Below are 15,258 nucleotides of genomic sequence, written 5' to 3' on the forward strand. Positions count from 1 at the left end.
ATCCGGCCGAAGGTGTTCCCGAAATTTGCTCGGAATCAAAGTGAGTGGGGGAGGATCTGCCTCATGGACGACATGGACCGCAAGATTCTTGCCGAGCTTCAGCACGACGGGCGGCTGACCGTGACCGAGCTGGCCGGGCGGGTGCGGCTCAGCGTCTCGCCGTGCCACCGGCGGCTGCGGGAGCTGGAGCGGTCGGGGGCGATCACCGGGTACCGGGCGGTCGTGGACCCGGCCGCCGTCGGGCTGACCTTCGAGGCGCTCGTCTTCGTCTCGATGCGGCAGGAGGACCGGGACACGGTCGCCGAGTTCGAGCGGGCGGTGAGCGAGGTGGAGCACGTACTGGAGGCGCAGCGGCTGTTCGGGGACCCCGACTATCTGCTGCGGGTGGCGACGGCCGACCTCGCGGCCTTCCAGCGGCTGTACGACGAGCGGCTGGCGACGCTGCCGGGGGTGCAGCGGCTGACGTCCACGCTGGTGATGAAGCATGTGGTGAAGGACCGGCCACTGCCCGCACAGCGGCCACTGCCCGCATGACGCGGCCACCCGAGGGTGAACCGCCGCCTGCCAGACAGGACGTGACCGTAAGAACGAACGTGGGCGTGGGCTATTTCGTCGGCTTCTTGCCGGTGATGCCCAGGTGCACCAACAGCGCCAGGTTCGGCTTCAGTTCAGCCTGCTTGACGCCCCACGTCTGGAAGCCCTTCTGGTGTGAGGCGACCGCCGCGAGCATCGCGACGAGCGAACCGGCGATCGCGGCCGGGTTCACGTCCTTGTCGACCCTGCCCTTGGACTGCAACTCGGAGACGGCGTCCACCAGGGAGTTGTTCACCGAGTTCAGGATCTTCATGCGGAGCTTGTAGAAGCGCTTGTCGCCTTCGGCGGCGCCGAGGTCGACCACGCGGAGAATCGCGTCGTTCTTCTTCCAGAACTCCAGAAACCCGTCGACGAGTTCCTGCGCCGTCTGCCAGCCGGACTTGCCGACCCAGGACCGGCCCTCGAGCAGCTCGGTCAAACCGGCGCCCTCCGCGGCCATTTGCTCGGCGATCTCCAGGACGGCTCCCTCGACGTCCGGGAAGTACTGGTAGAAGGTCGCGGGCGAAGTGCCCGCCTTCCGGGCGACATCGATGACCTTGACGTCCCGGTAGGGAGAAGAGCTGAGCATCTCGCTGAGGCAGTCGAGCAACTTCTGCCGCGTCGCCTGCCCGCGCCGACCGGCCACGCGGCCGTCGACGGTACGCACTTGTCCTGTCATGCCGTCAGCTTACCGAGGGGTGATGGGAGCGCGATTCGGCCGACTGCAAATGGGGTGTGCGGGTGCTGCGGGCCGGGTGTGCCTGGTCTGCGGGCTGCGGGAGCCGACGTTACGTTGGCTGTATGGCCGAAAACAGGGCATCCGCGTATAGAGAGGGCGTCCCCTGCTGGCTGGACGCCCAGCTGGCCGACGTGGCGGCGGGCGAGCGGTTCTACGGTGAGCTCTTCGGGTGGACCTTCAAGGAGGCCTACGGCCCGTCCGTGTGGGCGCGACTCGACGGCGAGCCCGTCGCCGCGCTCGGACGGAAGACGGACGGCCGGATGCCCACCGTCTGGACGGTCTACTTCGCCACCCCGGACGCCGAGGGCCTCGCCGACCGCATCTGGGCGGCCGGCGGGCAGGTGGTCACCGCGCCCATGCCGGTAGGCGACCTGGGCGTCGCCGCCCTCGCCACCGACCCCGAGGGCGCCGTCTTCGGCCTCTGGCAGCCGGACAGGCACCTCGGCTTCGGCCGCCGCCACGAGCCGGGCACCTTCGCCTGGGCCGAGCTGTACGCCCGCGACACCGAGGCCGCCAACACGTTCTACGGCGACCTCTTCCACGACGCCCTCTTCGGCCCCGACGCCGACCCCGACTTCGGCCGCGCCCCCGTCTCCGACGTCTTCCCGGCCGAGATGCCGCCGCACTTCCTGGTCCACTTCGGTGTGGCGGACTGCGCGGCGGCACTCGGGACGGTGAACCGGCTCGGCGGCCGTGTCCAGGCGGGACCCTTCGACACCTCGTACGGGACGGTGGGCGTCGTCACCGACAATCAGGGGGCGTCGTTCGCGGTGCTGCAACGCTGATCCGTCATATTTGTCCTGGTGAACCCTGATAAACAGGGAGACACCCCAATTCTCACCGGGTTCGCAACCTGTGGCCCGGCCAGGAAGAATCGGGGTGCGTGCCGCCATGGCGGTGCGGTGGTGAGACGCTGCACGGGGTCGCGTACATATGCGACGCGGCTCGTACGGGGAGGTGGCAGGCAAGTGGTGGATCAGCTGACGCAGCACGATCCGCGGCGGATCGGGCCGTTCGAGGTGCTGGGACGGCTCGGTGCCGGCGGCATGGGGCTGGTCTATCTCGCGCGCTCGGCGTCCGGCCGACGCGTGGCGATCAAGACCGTCCGCACGGAGCTCGCCGAGGACCAGCTGTTCCGCGTCCGCTTCACGCGTGAGGTGGAGGCGGCCCGGGCGGTCTCGGGCTTCTACACGGCGGCGGTCGTGGACGCCGACCCGCGCGCCGCCGTGCCGTGGCTGGCCACCGCGTACGTGCCCGCGCCCTCGCTCGAGGAAATAGTGAACGAGTGCGGGCCGCTCCCGGCCCAGGCGGTGCGCTGGTTCGCGGCGGGCGTCGCGGAGGCCCTGCAGTCCATCCACGGCGCAGGCCTGGTCCACCGCGACCTCAAGCCGTCCAACGTGCTGGTCGTCGAGGACGGCCCCCGGGTGATCGACTTCGGTATCGCCTCCGGTGTATCGAACACCCGTTTGACGATGACGAACGTCGCCGTCGGCACGCCCGCCTACATGTCCCCCGAGCAGGCCAAGGACTCCCGCAGCGTCACCGGCGCGAGCGACGTGTTCTCGCTCGGCTCGATGCTGGTGTTCGCGGCCACCGGGCACCCGCCCTTCCACGGCGCCAACCCGGTCGAGACGGTCTTCATGCTGCTGCGGGAGGGCCCGGACCTCGAAGGACTCCCGGACGAGCTGCGCCCCCTCATCGAGTCCTGTATGCAGATGGAGGCGACGGGCCGCCCCAACCCCGCCGACCTCCAGGCCCAGCTGGCCCCCCACCTCTTCGGCTCCGGTTCCGACGACAGCGGTACGGCGTCGGCGTGGCTGCCCGAGAAGGCGGTCGCCCTCATCGAGACGCGCCGCGGCGGCCGCCCGCCCGCGCAAGCGACGTCCACCGGGCCGCGCAGCGGCGGCCGGCCCAGCGGACCCGCGGTGCCGCCCCCGCCCTCGCACGACCCCGTCGTCCCCGGCCCGCAGCCCCTCTCGGTCGGCGGCCCCGACATCGGCCCCGTGCGGCTGGCCGGCGCGGCCGTACCCATCGGCCCCGGCCCCCGTGTCGCCGACGCCCGCGCCGCCGCCGTCAAGGCACCCCCGCCCGAGGCCGGCCTGGTCGCCTCCTGGTCCCGGCCCCGCCCCGGTCTCAACGGCGCCGACCCCGCCGTACCCGCGCCGCCCCCCGCGCCCCCGGAGACGGCGGCCGGCTGGCGGCCCTGGCGGTTCCGCATGTCCAACGACGTCTGGGGCACCCCCAAGGTCGCCGACGACCTCGTGTACGTCACCTCCTTCGAGGTGCACGCCCTCGACGTGGCCACCGGCCGCCGCCGCTTCAAGACCCGGGACGTCGCCTGGTCCATGGCGGTCGCCGACGGCCGCGTGCACGCCTCCGACGGCCCCACCCTGTTCGCCCTGGACGCCCGCGAGGGCGGCGACCTGTGGCGGCTGTCCACGGACGCCTGGGTGTACTCCCTCAAGGCCGACCGCGGCACCGTCCTCACCGGCACCCGCGGCGGCGGCGTCCAGGCCTGGGAGGCCTCGGGCGGCCAGAAGCTGTGGGAGGTCACCGGCTGCCAGACCGACTTCGAGTCCCCCGAGGCCGGGCCCGACCTGTACGACGGCACGGCCTTCGTCTGGCAGGACGCCCGCCTGCGCGCCCTCGACGCCCGCACCGGCGACGAGCGCTGGTCGTACCCGATCGGCGACGCGGCCTCCTGCGGCGGCGTCCCCGTCCGGGTGACGCACGGCCCCGACGGGTACGTGTACGTCTCCGCGGGCTCGCGCGTCCTGGCCGTCGACGTGGTGAGCGGCATGGTCCGCTGGCACTTCGAGGCCCCCGCGGTCTTCCTCTCCCCGCCCACCTTCGTCCCTGGCCCCGCGGTGACCGGCGGAGGCGTCTACCTCGCCGACTACCTCGGCACGGTGTACGCCCTCGACGCCACCGACGGCCGCGACCGCTGGCGCATCGCCACCGAGTCCCGGGCGTCCGTCGACCCGGTCCTGGTCGCCGCGGGCCACGTCCACGTCGGCAGCGGCAAGGGCCTCTACACCCTGGACGCCGTCACCGGCACCCCCAAGTGGCGCTTCCAGGCGGGCGGCGACATCGTGGGCGCCCCCGCGGTCGCGGAGGGCCGCATCCACTTCGGCTCCACGGACCACCTGCTGTACACCCTGAAGGCCGACGACGGCCGCCTGCGCTGGAAGCTGGCCACCGGCGGCGAGATCACCGGCTCCCCGGTCGTCCGGGACGGCGTCGTGTACGCGTGCAGCAAGGACCGCTGCGTGTACGCGCTGGACGCGGAGAAGGGGACGGGGACGGCACGCACGGCCTGACGGCCGGTGGGACCGCTTCGCGGACCCGACCGGTGACGGCCGTCGTACCGGGCGCACGGAAGGGGATCCAGACGGCGGCCGTCGCATCGGGGAGCGGCCATGCGCCGCTTCCAACCCAGACGCTACGCCGGGTACGCGGCCATCGCCACGCGGTGACATGACCGTGACAGGTGGTGCGTAGGGTGGCCGCCATGCAATCACGGGGACGCAGCATCAGGTTGACAGCGGTGGCCGCACTCGTGGTCCTGTCGCTCACCGGCTTCTCGACGAGCCGTGGCCACGGCCACGGAAGCAGCCACGGCAGCGGCGGGGGCGGCGGGTGCAGCAGCTCCAGCCAGGATCACGACAGTTCGTCGTCGACGTCCGGGGGGAGTTCGGGCGGTTCGGGCTACCGCGACTACGACGACGATGACTACGACGACGACACCTCCGGCAGCGGCGGGTCCGGCGACACCTCCACGCCGGTGCTGGAGAACGCCGAGACGGAGCTGGTCAGCTGCGCCACCGAGAAGGCCCCGTACGCGACCGTCTCGGTCACCAACCCGAACGGCACCGGGGGCACCTTCACCTTCGACGTCGTCTTCCTGGACGAGCAGGACGACCAGGTCACCCTGGAGAGCACGCAGACCTATGTGTCGGCGAACAGCACGACGACGGTGAAGGTGGAAGTGGAGGACACCGAACTCCTCCCCCGCATCGACCACTGCGAGGCCGACCTGTACGCCACGCCGGTGACCTGACGCTCACCGCACCCGGTGATCCCTGGCCCGCCGCCCGGCGAACAGCTCGGCCTGGCGGGCCGGGGGCAGGTTGCCCAGGGAGATGAGATGCGGCGCCTGCGCGAACCCCTGCGCCCGCGCAGCCTCCTTGGCCGTCCACAGCGCCCGTACGGTGCCCTGGACGGCCTCGACGGGATACCCGGCGATGACGGTGGCGCACGCCACTGCGGCCGCCAAGGCGCCTCCCGCCTCCGTGAGTTCGGAGACGAGCCCGATCTCATGGGCCCGCCGCGCCCCGATCCGCTCCGCCGCCCCCATCAGCATCATCCGGGCGACCTCCCCGAACGGCATCCGCTGCGCCATGAGAACCGACTCGTACGCGCTGACCATGCCGTACGTGGTGTGCGGGTCGAAGAACTCCGCGCCGGCACCGGCTACGACGAACTCGCACTCCCCGAGCAGATAGAAGGCGCCCCCGCAGGCCATCCCCTCCACAGCGGCGACGACCGGCTTCCACAGGTCGTTCGCCTTCGGCCCGATGGCGAGAAGCGGATCGTCCTGCATGTAGGGGGAGTCGGGCTGCGGCACGACCGCGTCCCGGTCGAGCCCCGTGCAGAACGCCCGCTGACCGGCGCCGGTGAGCACGACGGCCCGCACCGAGTCGTCGTAGCGCAACGCGCGCCAGGTGGCGGCCAGTTCTCCGGCCGTGTCGAGGTCGATCGCGTTCAGCTTCTTGGGCCGGTCGAGGGTGACGACGGCGACGCCGGTGTCCGTGTAGGTGCTGATCCGCAGGCTCACGAACGCTCCAGTACCCACTGGGGAAGCCCGGACTCCCCGTCGAAGACGACGTGCACCCGGGCCCCGATCCGTATCCGCTCGGTCGGCAGGCTGTTGAGCGCCGCCCCCGCCCGGCCGACCACATTCCCGACGAGCCGTATGCGCGGCGCCTCCGCCAGCTCCACGACGACCACGTTGTACGGAGCCTGCTCGGCGTAGTCGGGCAGCAGGGGCGGATGGGGGACGACGTACGACCAGATGCGCCCCTGCCCGGACATCGGGCGCCACTCGCTCCCGAAGGACTGGCAGTGGGGGCAGCACGGGCGGGGCGGGAAGCGCAGCTCGCCGCAGTCGGCGCAGGCCTGGACACGCAGCTCGCCCCGGGCGGCGTACCGCCAGAAGGGGGCGCCGTCGGGGTCGGTGATCGGCTGGAGCATCTCAACTCCTCAGGAGCAGGGCGGAGGTGGGGACTCCCTCGCCGGCGGTGACGAGGCAGGTGGCGGCGCCGGGAACCTGGGCGGTGCTGGTCCCGCGCAGCTGCTTCACGCCCTCGTTGATGAGGTTGAAGCCGTGCACATAGGCCTCGCTGAGCCCGCCCCCGCCGGTGTTCAGGGGCAGCCGCCCGCCGATCTCCAGCGCACCGCCCTCGGTGAAGGCGCCGCCCTCGCCCCGCCCGCAGAAGCCGTACCCCTCCAGGGAGAGGGGGATGAGGGGCGTGAACGCGTCGTAGATCTGGGCGACGTCCACGTCCTGGGGGGTGAGGTCGGAGTGCTTCCACAGGTGGCGGGCGGCGGTCCAGGCGGGGCCGGTGAGGGGGTCGTCGTTCCAGTAGTTGACCATGCCGTGGTGCTGGGCGGGGAGCCCCTGGGCGGCGGAGTGGACGTGGACGGGCGGTCGCCGGCAGTCGCGCGCACGCTCCCGGGAGACCACGACACAGGCCAACGCGCCGTCCGTCTCCAGGCAGTTGTCGAAGAGGCAGAGGGGCTCGCTGATCCAGCGGGAGGTCATGTACATCTCCCGGGTCAGCGGGCGGTCGTACATGAGGGCGGCGGGGTTCTGGTTGGCGCGGTTGCGGCAGGCGAGGGCGACGTTGAACAGGTGGTCGCGGGTGGTGCCGTACTCGTGCATGTGGCGGCGGGCGAGCATGGCGATCTCGTCGGCGGGCCGGAGCAGGCCGAAGGGCCGCGTCCACTGGCCCGGGGTGGGGAGCTGGACCGCGGTGTCGGTCCACGGCCGGGGACCACTCCCGCGCTTCCGCGACCGCCAGGCGACCCCCACCGTGGCCTGCCCGGCGGCGATCGCGGCGGCGAGATGGGCGACGGTGGCACACGAACCGCCGCCGCCGAAGCCGACCTTGCTGAAGAAGGTGAGGTCCCCGAACCCGACCGCCTTCGCCAGCTCCACCTCGTCGGTCTCCTCCATGGTGTACGAGGCGAGGGCGTCGACCTCGCCGGGCGCGATGCCGGCGTCGTCGAGCGCGGCGAGGACGGCCTGGCAGGCGAGCGTCCGTTCGTCCTCGGGGAGGCGCTTGGCGAAGGGGGTCTGTCCGATGCCGACGATGGCGGTGGCGTCCTTGAGTCCGGCCATGCTGTGGCTACCTCCGCGGCGAGGGGCCCGGCTGCTGACAGTGCGTCAGGTTACAGCTAATCTGACGGGTAGTCAGCTCCTGGGTTGGGAGGCCTGCGGTGGGCGCAGATGTGGAGTGGGGCTCTGTTCCGGGCCTGGTCCGGTCGGCCGCCGAGCGGTACGCGGACGTCGAGGCGGTCGCCGAGGGGCGTACCCGGATCACGTACGCCGAACTGGGCGCGCGGGTGGAGCGCGCGGCGGCCGCGTGCATGGCGAACGGGGTGCGACTCGGGGACCGGGTCGGCATCTGGGCCCCCAACACCCTCGACTGGATGGTCGCGGCGCTGGGCGCGGTGTCGGCGGGCGCGGTCCTGATCCCCCTGAACACGCGCTTCAAGGGCGCGGAGGCGGCGGACGTACTGCGCCGCGGCGGCGCCCGGCTGCTGTTCGTGACCGGCACGTTCCTGGGCACCTCGTACGTGGCGGCCCTACGAAGGGCGGCGGGCGACGGAGACGGCCCCGGCCCGCTGCCGGGACTCCCGGCGCTGCAACAGGTGGTGGTTCTCTCGGACGACGCCCCGGCCGACTTCCGCACGTGGAAGGACTTCCTGGCGAGCGGGGAGGGCGTGGGGGAGGCGGAGGTGAAGGCGAGGTCGGCGGACGTCTCCCCGTCCTCCCCCTCGGACATCATCTTCACCTCGGGCACGACGGGCCGCCCGAAGGGCGCGGTGATCACCCACGCCCAGACGCTGCGGGCGTACGAGGTGTGGAGCGACCTCGCGGGCCTGCGCCGCGGCGACCGCTACCTCATCGTCAACCCCTTCTTCCACACCTTCGGCTACAAGGCGGGCGTGATCGCCTGCCTGATGCGGGGCGCGACGATGATCCCGCAGCCGGTGTTCGACGTGGACACGGTCCTGGCCAACGTGGCGGCGGAACGCGTCTCCGTCCTGCCCGGCCCCCCGACCCTGCACCAGTCCCTCCTGGACCACCCCGCCCGGGACACCCACGACCTCTCCGCACTGCGGCTCGTCGTGACGGGCGCGGCCGTGGTGCCGCTGCGCCTGGTCGAACGCCTCCGTGGCGAACTCGGCGTCGACACGGTCCTCACGGCGTACGGCCTGTCCGAGGCCAGCGGCATCGTCACCATGTGCCGCCGCGACGACGCCCCCTCGGTGATCGCCTCGACCTCCGGCCGCCCGATCCCCGGCACGGAGGTGAGGGTCGTGAACGCGCACGGAGTACCGCTGGGGCCGGGCGTCCCGGGGGAGATACGGGTCCGCGGCTTCAACGTCATGCGCGGCTACTACGAGGACGAGGCGGCCACCGCCGAGACCCTGACCCCCGACGGCTGGCTGCGCACCGGAGACGTGGGCGTCCTGGACGAGTCGGGCAACCTCCGCATCACCGACCGCATCAAGGACATGTACATCGTCGGCGGCTTCAACGCCTACCCGGCGGAGATCGAGCAGCGCCTGGGCCTGCACCCGGAGGTGGCCGACGTGGCGGTGATCGGCGTGCCCGACGCGCGACTCGGGGAGGTCGGCAGGGCCTACGTGGTGCGCCGGCCCGGAGCAGCGCTGACCGGGGACGAACTCATCGCGTGGGCACGCCGCGAGATGGCCAACTACAAGGTGCCGAGGACGGTGGAGTTCGTCGGCGAACTCCCGAGGAACGCGAGCGGCAAGGTCCTCAAGGGCGCCCTGCGGGACCGGCTGGGGTAACGCAAAAAGGCCGACTCGACGAGGAGCCGGCCTTTTCCATTGCGGGGTCAGTCGTTACCGGACTCGATCGCGGCGCGGTCGAGCAGCGCGTCCTCGTCGGAGACCTCGCCGCGGGAGGCGATGGCCTCGGCGCCGCCCTCCGGCATGGCGCCGATCAGGCCGGTCGCGGCGGCCTGGGCGGCACCGATGGCGGGGCTGCCGGTGCCGATGAGGCCGAGGCCGGCGTACTGCTCCAGCTTGGCGCGCGAGTCGGCGATGTCGAGGTTGCGCATGGTGAGCTGGCCGATCCGGTCGACGGGACCGAACGCGGAGTCCTCGGTGCGCTCCATGGACAGCTTGTCCGGGTGGTAGCTGAACGCCGGGCCCGTGGTGTCGAGGATCGAGTAGTCCTCACCGCGCCGCAGCCGCAGCGTCACCTCACCGGTGACGGCCGAGCCGACCCAGCGCTGCAGCGACTCGCGCACCATCAGCGCCTGCGGGTCCAGCCAGCGGCCCTCGTACATCAGCCGCCCGAGGCGCCGTCCCTCGTTGTGGTACTGGGCGAGGGTGTCCTCGTTGTGGATCGCGTTGACGAGGCGCTCGTAGGCCGCGTGCAGCAGGGCCATGCCGGGGGCCTCGTAGATGCCGCGGCTCTTGGCCTCGATGATCCGGTTCTCGATCTGGTCCGACATGCCCATGCCGTGGCGGCCGCCGATGGCGTTGGCCTCCATCACCAGGTCGACGGGGGAGGCGAACTCCTTGCCGTTGACCGTCACCGGCCGGCCCTGGTCGAAGCCGATGGTGACGTCCTCGGTGGCGATCTCGACCTCGGGGTCCCAGAACCGTACGCCCATGATGGGCTCCACGGTCTCCACGCCGGTGTCCAGGTGCTCCAGGGTCTTCGCCTCGTGGGTGGCGCCCCAGATGTTGGCGTCGGTGGAGTACGCCTTCTCCGTGCTGTCCCGGTAGGGCAGGCCGTGGGCGAGCAGCCACTCCGACATTTCCTTGCGGCCGCCGAGCTCGGTCACGAAGTCGGCGTCCAGCCAGGGCTTGTAGATCCGCAGGTGCGGGTTGGCGAGCAGGCCGTAGCGGTAGAACCGCTCGATGTCGTTGCCCTTGAACGTGGAGCCGTCGCCCCAGATCTGTACGTCGTCCTCGAGCATCGCCCGCACCAGGAGCGTGCCCGTGACGGCGCGGCCGAGCGGCGTGGTGTTGAAGTAGGCACGCCCGCCCGAGCGGATGTGGAACGCCCCGCAGGTCAGCGCGGCCAGGCCCTCCTCGACCAGCGCCGCCCGGCAGTCGACCAGGCGCGCGATCTCGGCACCGTAGGTCTGCGCGCGGCCGGGCACCGAGGCGATGTCGGGCTCGTCGTACTGGCCGATGTCGGCCGTGTAGGTGCACGGGATGGCGCCCTTGTCACGCATCCACGCGACCGCGACCGAGGTGTCGAGACCGCCGGAGAAGGCGATGCCGACGCGCTCGCCGGCGGGAAGGGAGGTGAGGACCTTGGACATAGGAAGATTATGCATAATCACGCATGGTCATGCAAAGAGGTCCGCGTCACCTTTCTGTCGACAGGTCCTCCAGTTCGGCCGCGAAGAGCAGCGCGGGGTCGAATCCCATGCCGGTGAAGTGCCCCGCGAGCTCCAGGGACAGGATCCCGTGCAGCCGGGTCCAGAAACTCAGGGCTCGATGGAGGACCGCGGGCGGGGCAGGGTGCGCGCCCGCCCACTGCCGGTGTTCTTCGAGGTGCGCGTCGAACGGCGTCACGGGGCCGTCGGGGGGCGACGCGGCGCACGCGTCGAGCAGGGTCGCCATGATCTCGGACGCGATCCCGGTGACGTCGTCGGGCGCGTGATAGCCCGGAACGGGCGTGCCGTAGACAAGGAGGTACCGCTGAGGATCCTCCAGGGCCCACCCCCGCAGGGCGTGCGCCAGGGCGGCCGGGTCGGCCCCTGACCCGGAGGCCTCGGTGGTCGCACGGAAGGTATCGGCAAGGCTCCGATACGCGCCCCTGATGAGCTCGGTGATCAGCTCGTCCCGCCCGGCGAAGTACCGGTACAGCGCGGGCCCGCTCATCCCCATCTGCTTGGCGATCGCGTTGAGCGAGAGCGCGGACGCCCCCGCCGAGGCGATCTGCTCCCAAGCCCGCTCCTTGACCTCCGCGCGCACCTGGGCGCGGTAGCGCTCGCGAGGTGTCTGCGTCCCGTTTTCGACCATGGTTAGAGGCTATCACTATTCCTATTGACTCTCACTGCATCTTTGCGTTACAACTTCTAACGAACAAGAGAGCAAGTAACCCACTCAAGACATGGAGCCAGCCATGAACGAACGCGTCGAGGTCGTCCTGCCCGGCAAGGTGGCCCCGGAAGGCCTGCAGCTCAGGCACGGACCGGTCCCCACCCCCGGCCCCGGCCAGGTGCTGGTCCGTATGGAGGCGACGGGAGTCTCCTTCGCCGAGCAGCAGATGCGCCGAGGCCGCTACTACGACCAGCCCCCCTTCCCCTTCGTCCCCGGCTACGACCTGGTCGGCACGGTCCAGGCGACCGGCGAGGGCGTAGAGCCGACCCTGACCGGCACCCGGGTGGCCGCACTGCTCAAGGTCGGCGGCTGGGCGAGCCATGTGCTGGTCGACGCGGCGGACGCGGTGCCGGTCCCCGACGGGATCGACGCGGCGGAGGCGGAGACCCTGGTGCTCAACGGCATCACGGCCTGGCAGATGCTGCACCGCAAGGCACGCGTCCGCGCCGGACAGACCATCCTGGTCCACGGCGCCAACGGCGGAGTCGGCTCGCTCCTGGTCCAACTCGCGCGGGCCGCGGGCGTGCAGGTGATCGGCACGGCGTCGCCCCGCCACCACGACGCCCTCCGGGAACAGGGCGTCACCCCCGTCGACTACCGCACGGGTGACGTGGCCGCGCAGGTCCGCGCACTCGCCCCCGCCGGAGTGGACGCGGTCTTCGACCACGTCGGCGGCCGAAGCATCGTCGACTCCTGGCACCTCCTCGCCCCCGGCGGCACCCTCGTCTCCTACGGCAGCGCCTCCACCCTCGACGACGAGGGCTCCAAGCAGTGGCCCGTATTCAAGCTGCTCGCCCGCGTATGGCTCTGGAACGCCCTCCCCAACCGCCGCCACGCCTACTTCTACAACGTCCTGGCCGGCCGAGCCCTGTCCAAGACCCGCTTCCGCTCCCGCGTCGCCTCAGACCTCACCCACCTCTTCACAGCCCTCCAGCGAGGCGACGTCACCCCCCGCATCGCCGCCCGACTCCCCCTCATCCGCGCCGCCGAGGCCCTGAGCCTGGCCGAGTCGGGAACGGCCACCGGAAAGGTCGTCATGACCCCATAGCGCAGCCGACCACGGCAACCCGCGAGGGCCTGCGCATCGACGAGGGCGTCCACCTGTGGACTTTCACCAAGACCAAGGCCGGCATCCACGTCCACACCGAGGAAACCTGGACCGGCCCCCAGGTCGAAGCAGACGTCCCCACCGCCACCACAGCCCTCGGCACCGGCCTCGAAGCCTGGCTGCACGACCTCAAGACGACCGCGGAGGCCCGCTCGCCACCTTGGCGCCGGCTGACCCGAGGACCCTGGAGGACCTGCGCCATTCCCCAGGGCCCGGCCCCGGTGAAAAGTGGCCCACACCTGCCAAGAACCCCTTCTTGGCGGGGGAGTGGCCTGCTCCTGAAGTAGGTGAGCGTGACGAACGCCCCTTGCAGCCGCCCACCCGGGAAAACGGACACGGCCCCGTCGCTGAGCAGGCCCGGCGTGCCCCCGACCAGCCGACGCGCCCGCGAGCCCCGGCCCGCAACGCAGCAGGCCCCCACCCGCAAGCACGCCCAGGCGACCCGCTCCTCCCCGGCCGCCCGCTCGCTTCTCACCCGTGCTGGAGCGGACCGGGTCAAGGGTCGGCCGCAGGCCGATCGGCGCAGCCGACGCGAAGCGCCCTTGAGGCGGGCCGTGGAAGCACGACACTGGCAAAGAAGCGGGCGGCCCCACGGCGACTTGGAAACGCCGAGGGGCGCAGGTCACCTCGCACGGCAGCGGAACGGTGGCTCACGACGAGGCCGGGCTTGAGGAGCTGTACCGCCCGGAGCCGTGTCACGAGGTCCGGACGCAGCCCCGGTTCCGCCCAGGCACCCGCCTGGAGTCGACTCCAACCCTCCGCACGAAGAGCCCGGCTCAGGCTTCGCCGGGGCCAGCCGGCTTCGAGGGCACGCGCATTGAGCAGCACGCCACCCACGGCCAACTCTCTCAACGCCCTCCGCTCCTCCACCTGGCTTTTGGGCAGGGTGCCCGGTCGTTCAGGGCCGGGGTGAGTGCTTGCTCCCGCGGAGCGGGGCAGGGGTAGCCGGATCGCCGTCAGGGCGATCCGGGGTTCTCGTCCGGGATGCGGAGGGTGGCCACGGACAGGTGGTGGTGACGGGGAGTCGAGGGACCTGGCGCCGGTGGCTGATGGCCGGCGGCTGGTGGTGGGCGGGGTGGTCACTCGCACGGGTGATGGTGATCGATGGTGCGCGCGGCCGTGGAACGTGTGGTCTAGGTTCACGGCATGGCACGGTTTCGGATGTACCCGACGGGTGGGCAGGAGCGGCAGATGCTGCTGCACTGCGCGCACGCGAGGTACATCTGGAACCTCGCCGTCGAGCAGCACGCGCACTGGCGGAAGGGACGCAAGTCCGCGCCGGGGTTCGCCGAGCAGTGCCGTCAGCTCACCGAGGCCCGGCGGGACAACGAGTGGCTGGCTGCCGGGAACGCGGATGTGCAGCAGCAGGCCCTCAAGGACTTCGCCACGGCCAAGCAGGCACGTTTCACGTCCGGGTTCGGTGAGCCGACCTGGCGCAGGAAGTTCGTGCACGAGGGTTTCCGTGTCATCGGCACCGACCGTGTGCCCGAGTACCACGCAGACGGCTCGGCGAAGCTGAACGCGAAGACCGGCAGGCAGGTCATGGGCCGGTCCGTCGTGGTACGGAAGCTCAACCGGCGGTGGGCGCAGGTCAAGGTGCCCGGCTGCGGCTGGGTGCGCTTCCGTCTCAGTGCCCGGGGCAAGGGTGCGAAACTGCCCGGCGCGAAGACGTTCCGTGTCACATTGAGGAACGGGCAGTGGCACGTGGCGTTTGCCGTCGTTCCCGAGCCGATGCCCGCGCCCGGCACGGGCGAGGTCATCGGCATCGACCGCGGCGTCACCATCACCGCCGCCCTGTCGGACGGGCGGAAACTGAACTGCCCCCAGCTCACCGCCCGGGAACGCGCACAGATCCGCAAACACCAGCGGCGCGCCGCCCGCGCCCCCAAGGGCAGCGAGCGGAAGACGGCCGGGTACGCGAAGGCCGCGAAGCTCAAGGCCCGCGAGGCCAACCGCCGCAAGGACTGGTGCGAGAAGACCAGCACCCTGCTCGCCCGCACCTACGGCCTGATCCGCTTCGAGAAGCTGAACATCAAGAGCATGACCCGCTCCGCGAAGGGCAGCGTGGAGCAGCCCGGCCGAGGCGTCCGCCAGAAGGCGGGGCTGAACCGGGGCATCCTCGCCCAGGGCTGGGGCCTGCTCCGGCAGCGCACCGGGCACAAGGCCCCCGGCCGGGTCGAGGACGTCCCGGCCCCGTACACGTCTCTGCGGTGCAGTGCCTGCGGTTGGATCGACAAGAACTCGCGCAAGAGCCAAGCCGAGTTCGTCTGTTCCTCCTGTGGCTTCACCTGCAACGCGGACACCAACGCAGCATCCAACGTCGCGGCAGGACAGGGCGGGATCCCCCGCCCCCGGCGAACAGCCGGTGCCGGAGGGACGACACCGCCCACGCGGTCGAAGAACGTCCGTGAACCTCAACCCAAACCGGTTGGAATCCCCCTCTTTTAAGAGG

General features: G+C 71.4%; 13 protein-coding genes. 7 read left to right on the forward strand and 6 right to left on the reverse strand.

The genetic code is table 11. The features are described 5' to 3' along the window. Positions 1-63: 63 nt before the first annotated feature. Positions 64-534 (forward strand): Lrp/AsnC family transcriptional regulator, encoded by a 471-nt coding sequence (locus ACFYWX_RS12930; protein WP_389424011.1) that lies wholly within the window; start codon positions 64-66, stop codon positions 532-534. A gap of 70 nt (positions 535-604) precedes the next feature. On the opposite strand, the gene ACFYWX_RS12935 is transcribed toward ACFYWX_RS12930, so the two are convergent. After that, entirely contained in the window at positions 605-1,240 is a 636-nt protein-coding gene (locus ACFYWX_RS12935; RefSeq protein WP_389424091.1) for a TetR family transcriptional regulator, read from the reverse strand. A gap of 134 nt (positions 1,241-1,374) precedes the next feature. Here ACFYWX_RS12935 and ACFYWX_RS12940 point away from each other — a divergent pair, with 134 nt between their 5' ends. The 3 genes from ACFYWX_RS12940 (at position 1,375) to ACFYWX_RS12950 (ending at position 5,372) form a co-directional block, all read left to right on the forward strand. Next, a complete protein-coding gene (locus ACFYWX_RS12940; RefSeq protein ID WP_389424012.1) occupies positions 1,375-2,097 on the forward strand; it encodes a VOC family protein in 723 nt (240 codons plus the stop codon). A gap of 183 nt (positions 2,098-2,280) precedes the next feature. Then, positions 2,281-4,632 carry a PQQ-binding-like beta-propeller repeat protein gene (locus tag ACFYWX_RS12945; protein WP_389424013.1) on the forward strand — a complete coding sequence of 784 codons (2,352 nt, stop codon included), beginning with the start codon at positions 2,281-2,283 and terminating at the stop codon, positions 4,630-4,632. A gap of 227 nt (positions 4,633-4,859) precedes the next feature. Beyond that, the gene (locus ACFYWX_RS12950) at positions 4,860-5,372 is read left to right on the forward strand and encodes a hypothetical protein (protein ID WP_389424014.1); all 513 of its coding nucleotides are present in this window, start codon (positions 4,860-4,862) and stop codon (positions 5,370-5,372) included. A gap of 3 nt (positions 5,373-5,375) precedes the next feature. Here ACFYWX_RS12950 and ACFYWX_RS12955 read toward each other — a convergent pair whose 3' ends face one another. The 3 genes from ACFYWX_RS12955 to ACFYWX_RS12965 are packed head-to-tail and all read right to left on the reverse strand — an operon-like array spanning position 5,376 to position 7,715. Then, positions 5,376-6,149: an enoyl-CoA hydratase/isomerase family protein gene (locus ACFYWX_RS12955; RefSeq protein ID WP_389424015.1), complete on the reverse strand. Its 774-nt coding sequence runs from the start codon at positions 6,147-6,149 to the stop codon at positions 5,376-5,378. Beyond that, a complete protein-coding gene (locus ACFYWX_RS12960) occupies positions 6,146-6,565 on the reverse strand; it encodes a Zn-ribbon domain-containing OB-fold protein (protein WP_389424016.1) in 420 nt (139 codons plus the stop codon). Before ACFYWX_RS12960 ends, ACFYWX_RS12955 begins: the two co-directional genes overlap by 4 nt. 1 nt (position 6,566) lies before the next feature. Further along, the gene (locus ACFYWX_RS12965; RefSeq protein ID WP_389424017.1) at positions 6,567-7,715 is read right to left on the reverse strand and encodes a lipid-transfer protein; all 1,149 of its coding nucleotides are present in this window, start codon (positions 7,713-7,715) and stop codon (positions 6,567-6,569) included. A gap of 98 nt (positions 7,716-7,813) precedes the next feature. Between ACFYWX_RS12965 and ACFYWX_RS12970 the strand changes: the two genes are divergently transcribed. Continuing rightward, a complete protein-coding gene (locus tag ACFYWX_RS12970; protein WP_389424018.1) occupies positions 7,814-9,418 on the forward strand; it encodes a FadD3 family acyl-CoA ligase in 1,605 nt (534 codons plus the stop codon). A gap of 47 nt (positions 9,419-9,465) precedes the next feature. Here the strand turns inward: ACFYWX_RS12970 and argG are convergent, their stop codons facing one another. Then, the gene (argG, locus tag ACFYWX_RS12975; protein WP_389424019.1) at positions 9,466-10,911 is read right to left on the reverse strand and encodes an argininosuccinate synthase; all 1,446 of its coding nucleotides are present in this window, start codon (positions 10,909-10,911) and stop codon (positions 9,466-9,468) included. A 46-nt stretch (positions 10,912-10,957) separates the two neighbouring features. Next, positions 10,958-11,617 (reverse strand): TetR/AcrR family transcriptional regulator, encoded by a 660-nt coding sequence (locus tag ACFYWX_RS12980; RefSeq protein WP_389424020.1) that lies wholly within the window; start codon positions 11,615-11,617, stop codon positions 10,958-10,960. A gap of 91 nt (positions 11,618-11,708) precedes the next feature. Between ACFYWX_RS12980 and ACFYWX_RS12985 the strand changes: the two genes are divergently transcribed. Continuing rightward, a complete protein-coding gene (locus tag ACFYWX_RS12985; protein WP_389424021.1) occupies positions 11,709-12,746 on the forward strand; it encodes a medium chain dehydrogenase/reductase family protein in 1,038 nt (345 codons plus the stop codon). Between the two features lie 1,206 nt (positions 12,747-13,952). Beyond that, a complete protein-coding gene (locus tag ACFYWX_RS12990; protein ID WP_389424022.1) occupies positions 13,953-15,254 on the forward strand; it encodes an RNA-guided endonuclease InsQ/TnpB family protein in 1,302 nt (433 codons plus the stop codon). The last annotated feature ends 4 nt before the right edge of the window (positions 15,255-15,258 follow it).

Source organism: Streptomyces sp. NPDC002888, assembly GCF_042888465.1.
GTDB lineage: Bacteria > Actinomycetota > Actinomycetes > Streptomycetales > Streptomycetaceae > Streptomyces.

Coding starts and splice junctions, on each gene's coding strand:
- ACFYWX_RS12930 (WP_389424011.1), top strand. CDS start 64: ATGGACGACATGGACCGCAAGATTCTTGCCGAGCTTCAGCACGACGGG.
- ACFYWX_RS12940 (WP_389424012.1), top strand. CDS start 1,375: ATGGCCGAAAACAGGGCATCCGCGTATAGAGAGGGCGTCCCCTGCTGG.
- ACFYWX_RS12960 (WP_389424016.1), bottom strand. CDS start 6,565: ATGCTCCAGCCGATCACCGACCCCGACGGCGCCCCCTTCTGGCGGTAC.
- ACFYWX_RS12965 (WP_389424017.1), bottom strand. CDS start 7,715: ATGGCCGGACTCAAGGACGCCACCGCCATCGTCGGCATCGGACAGACC.
- argG (WP_389424019.1), bottom strand. CDS start 10,911: ATGTCCAAGGTCCTCACCTCCCTTCCCGCCGGCGAGCGCGTCGGCATC.
- ACFYWX_RS12980 (WP_389424020.1), bottom strand. CDS start 11,617: ATGGTCGAAAACGGGACGCAGACACCTCGCGAGCGCTACCGCGCCCAG.
- ACFYWX_RS12985 (WP_389424021.1), top strand. CDS start 11,709: ATGGAGCCAGCCATGAACGAACGCGTCGAGGTCGTCCTGCCCGGCAAG.
- ACFYWX_RS12990 (WP_389424022.1), top strand. CDS start 13,953: ATGGCACGGTTTCGGATGTACCCGACGGGTGGGCAGGAGCGGCAGATG.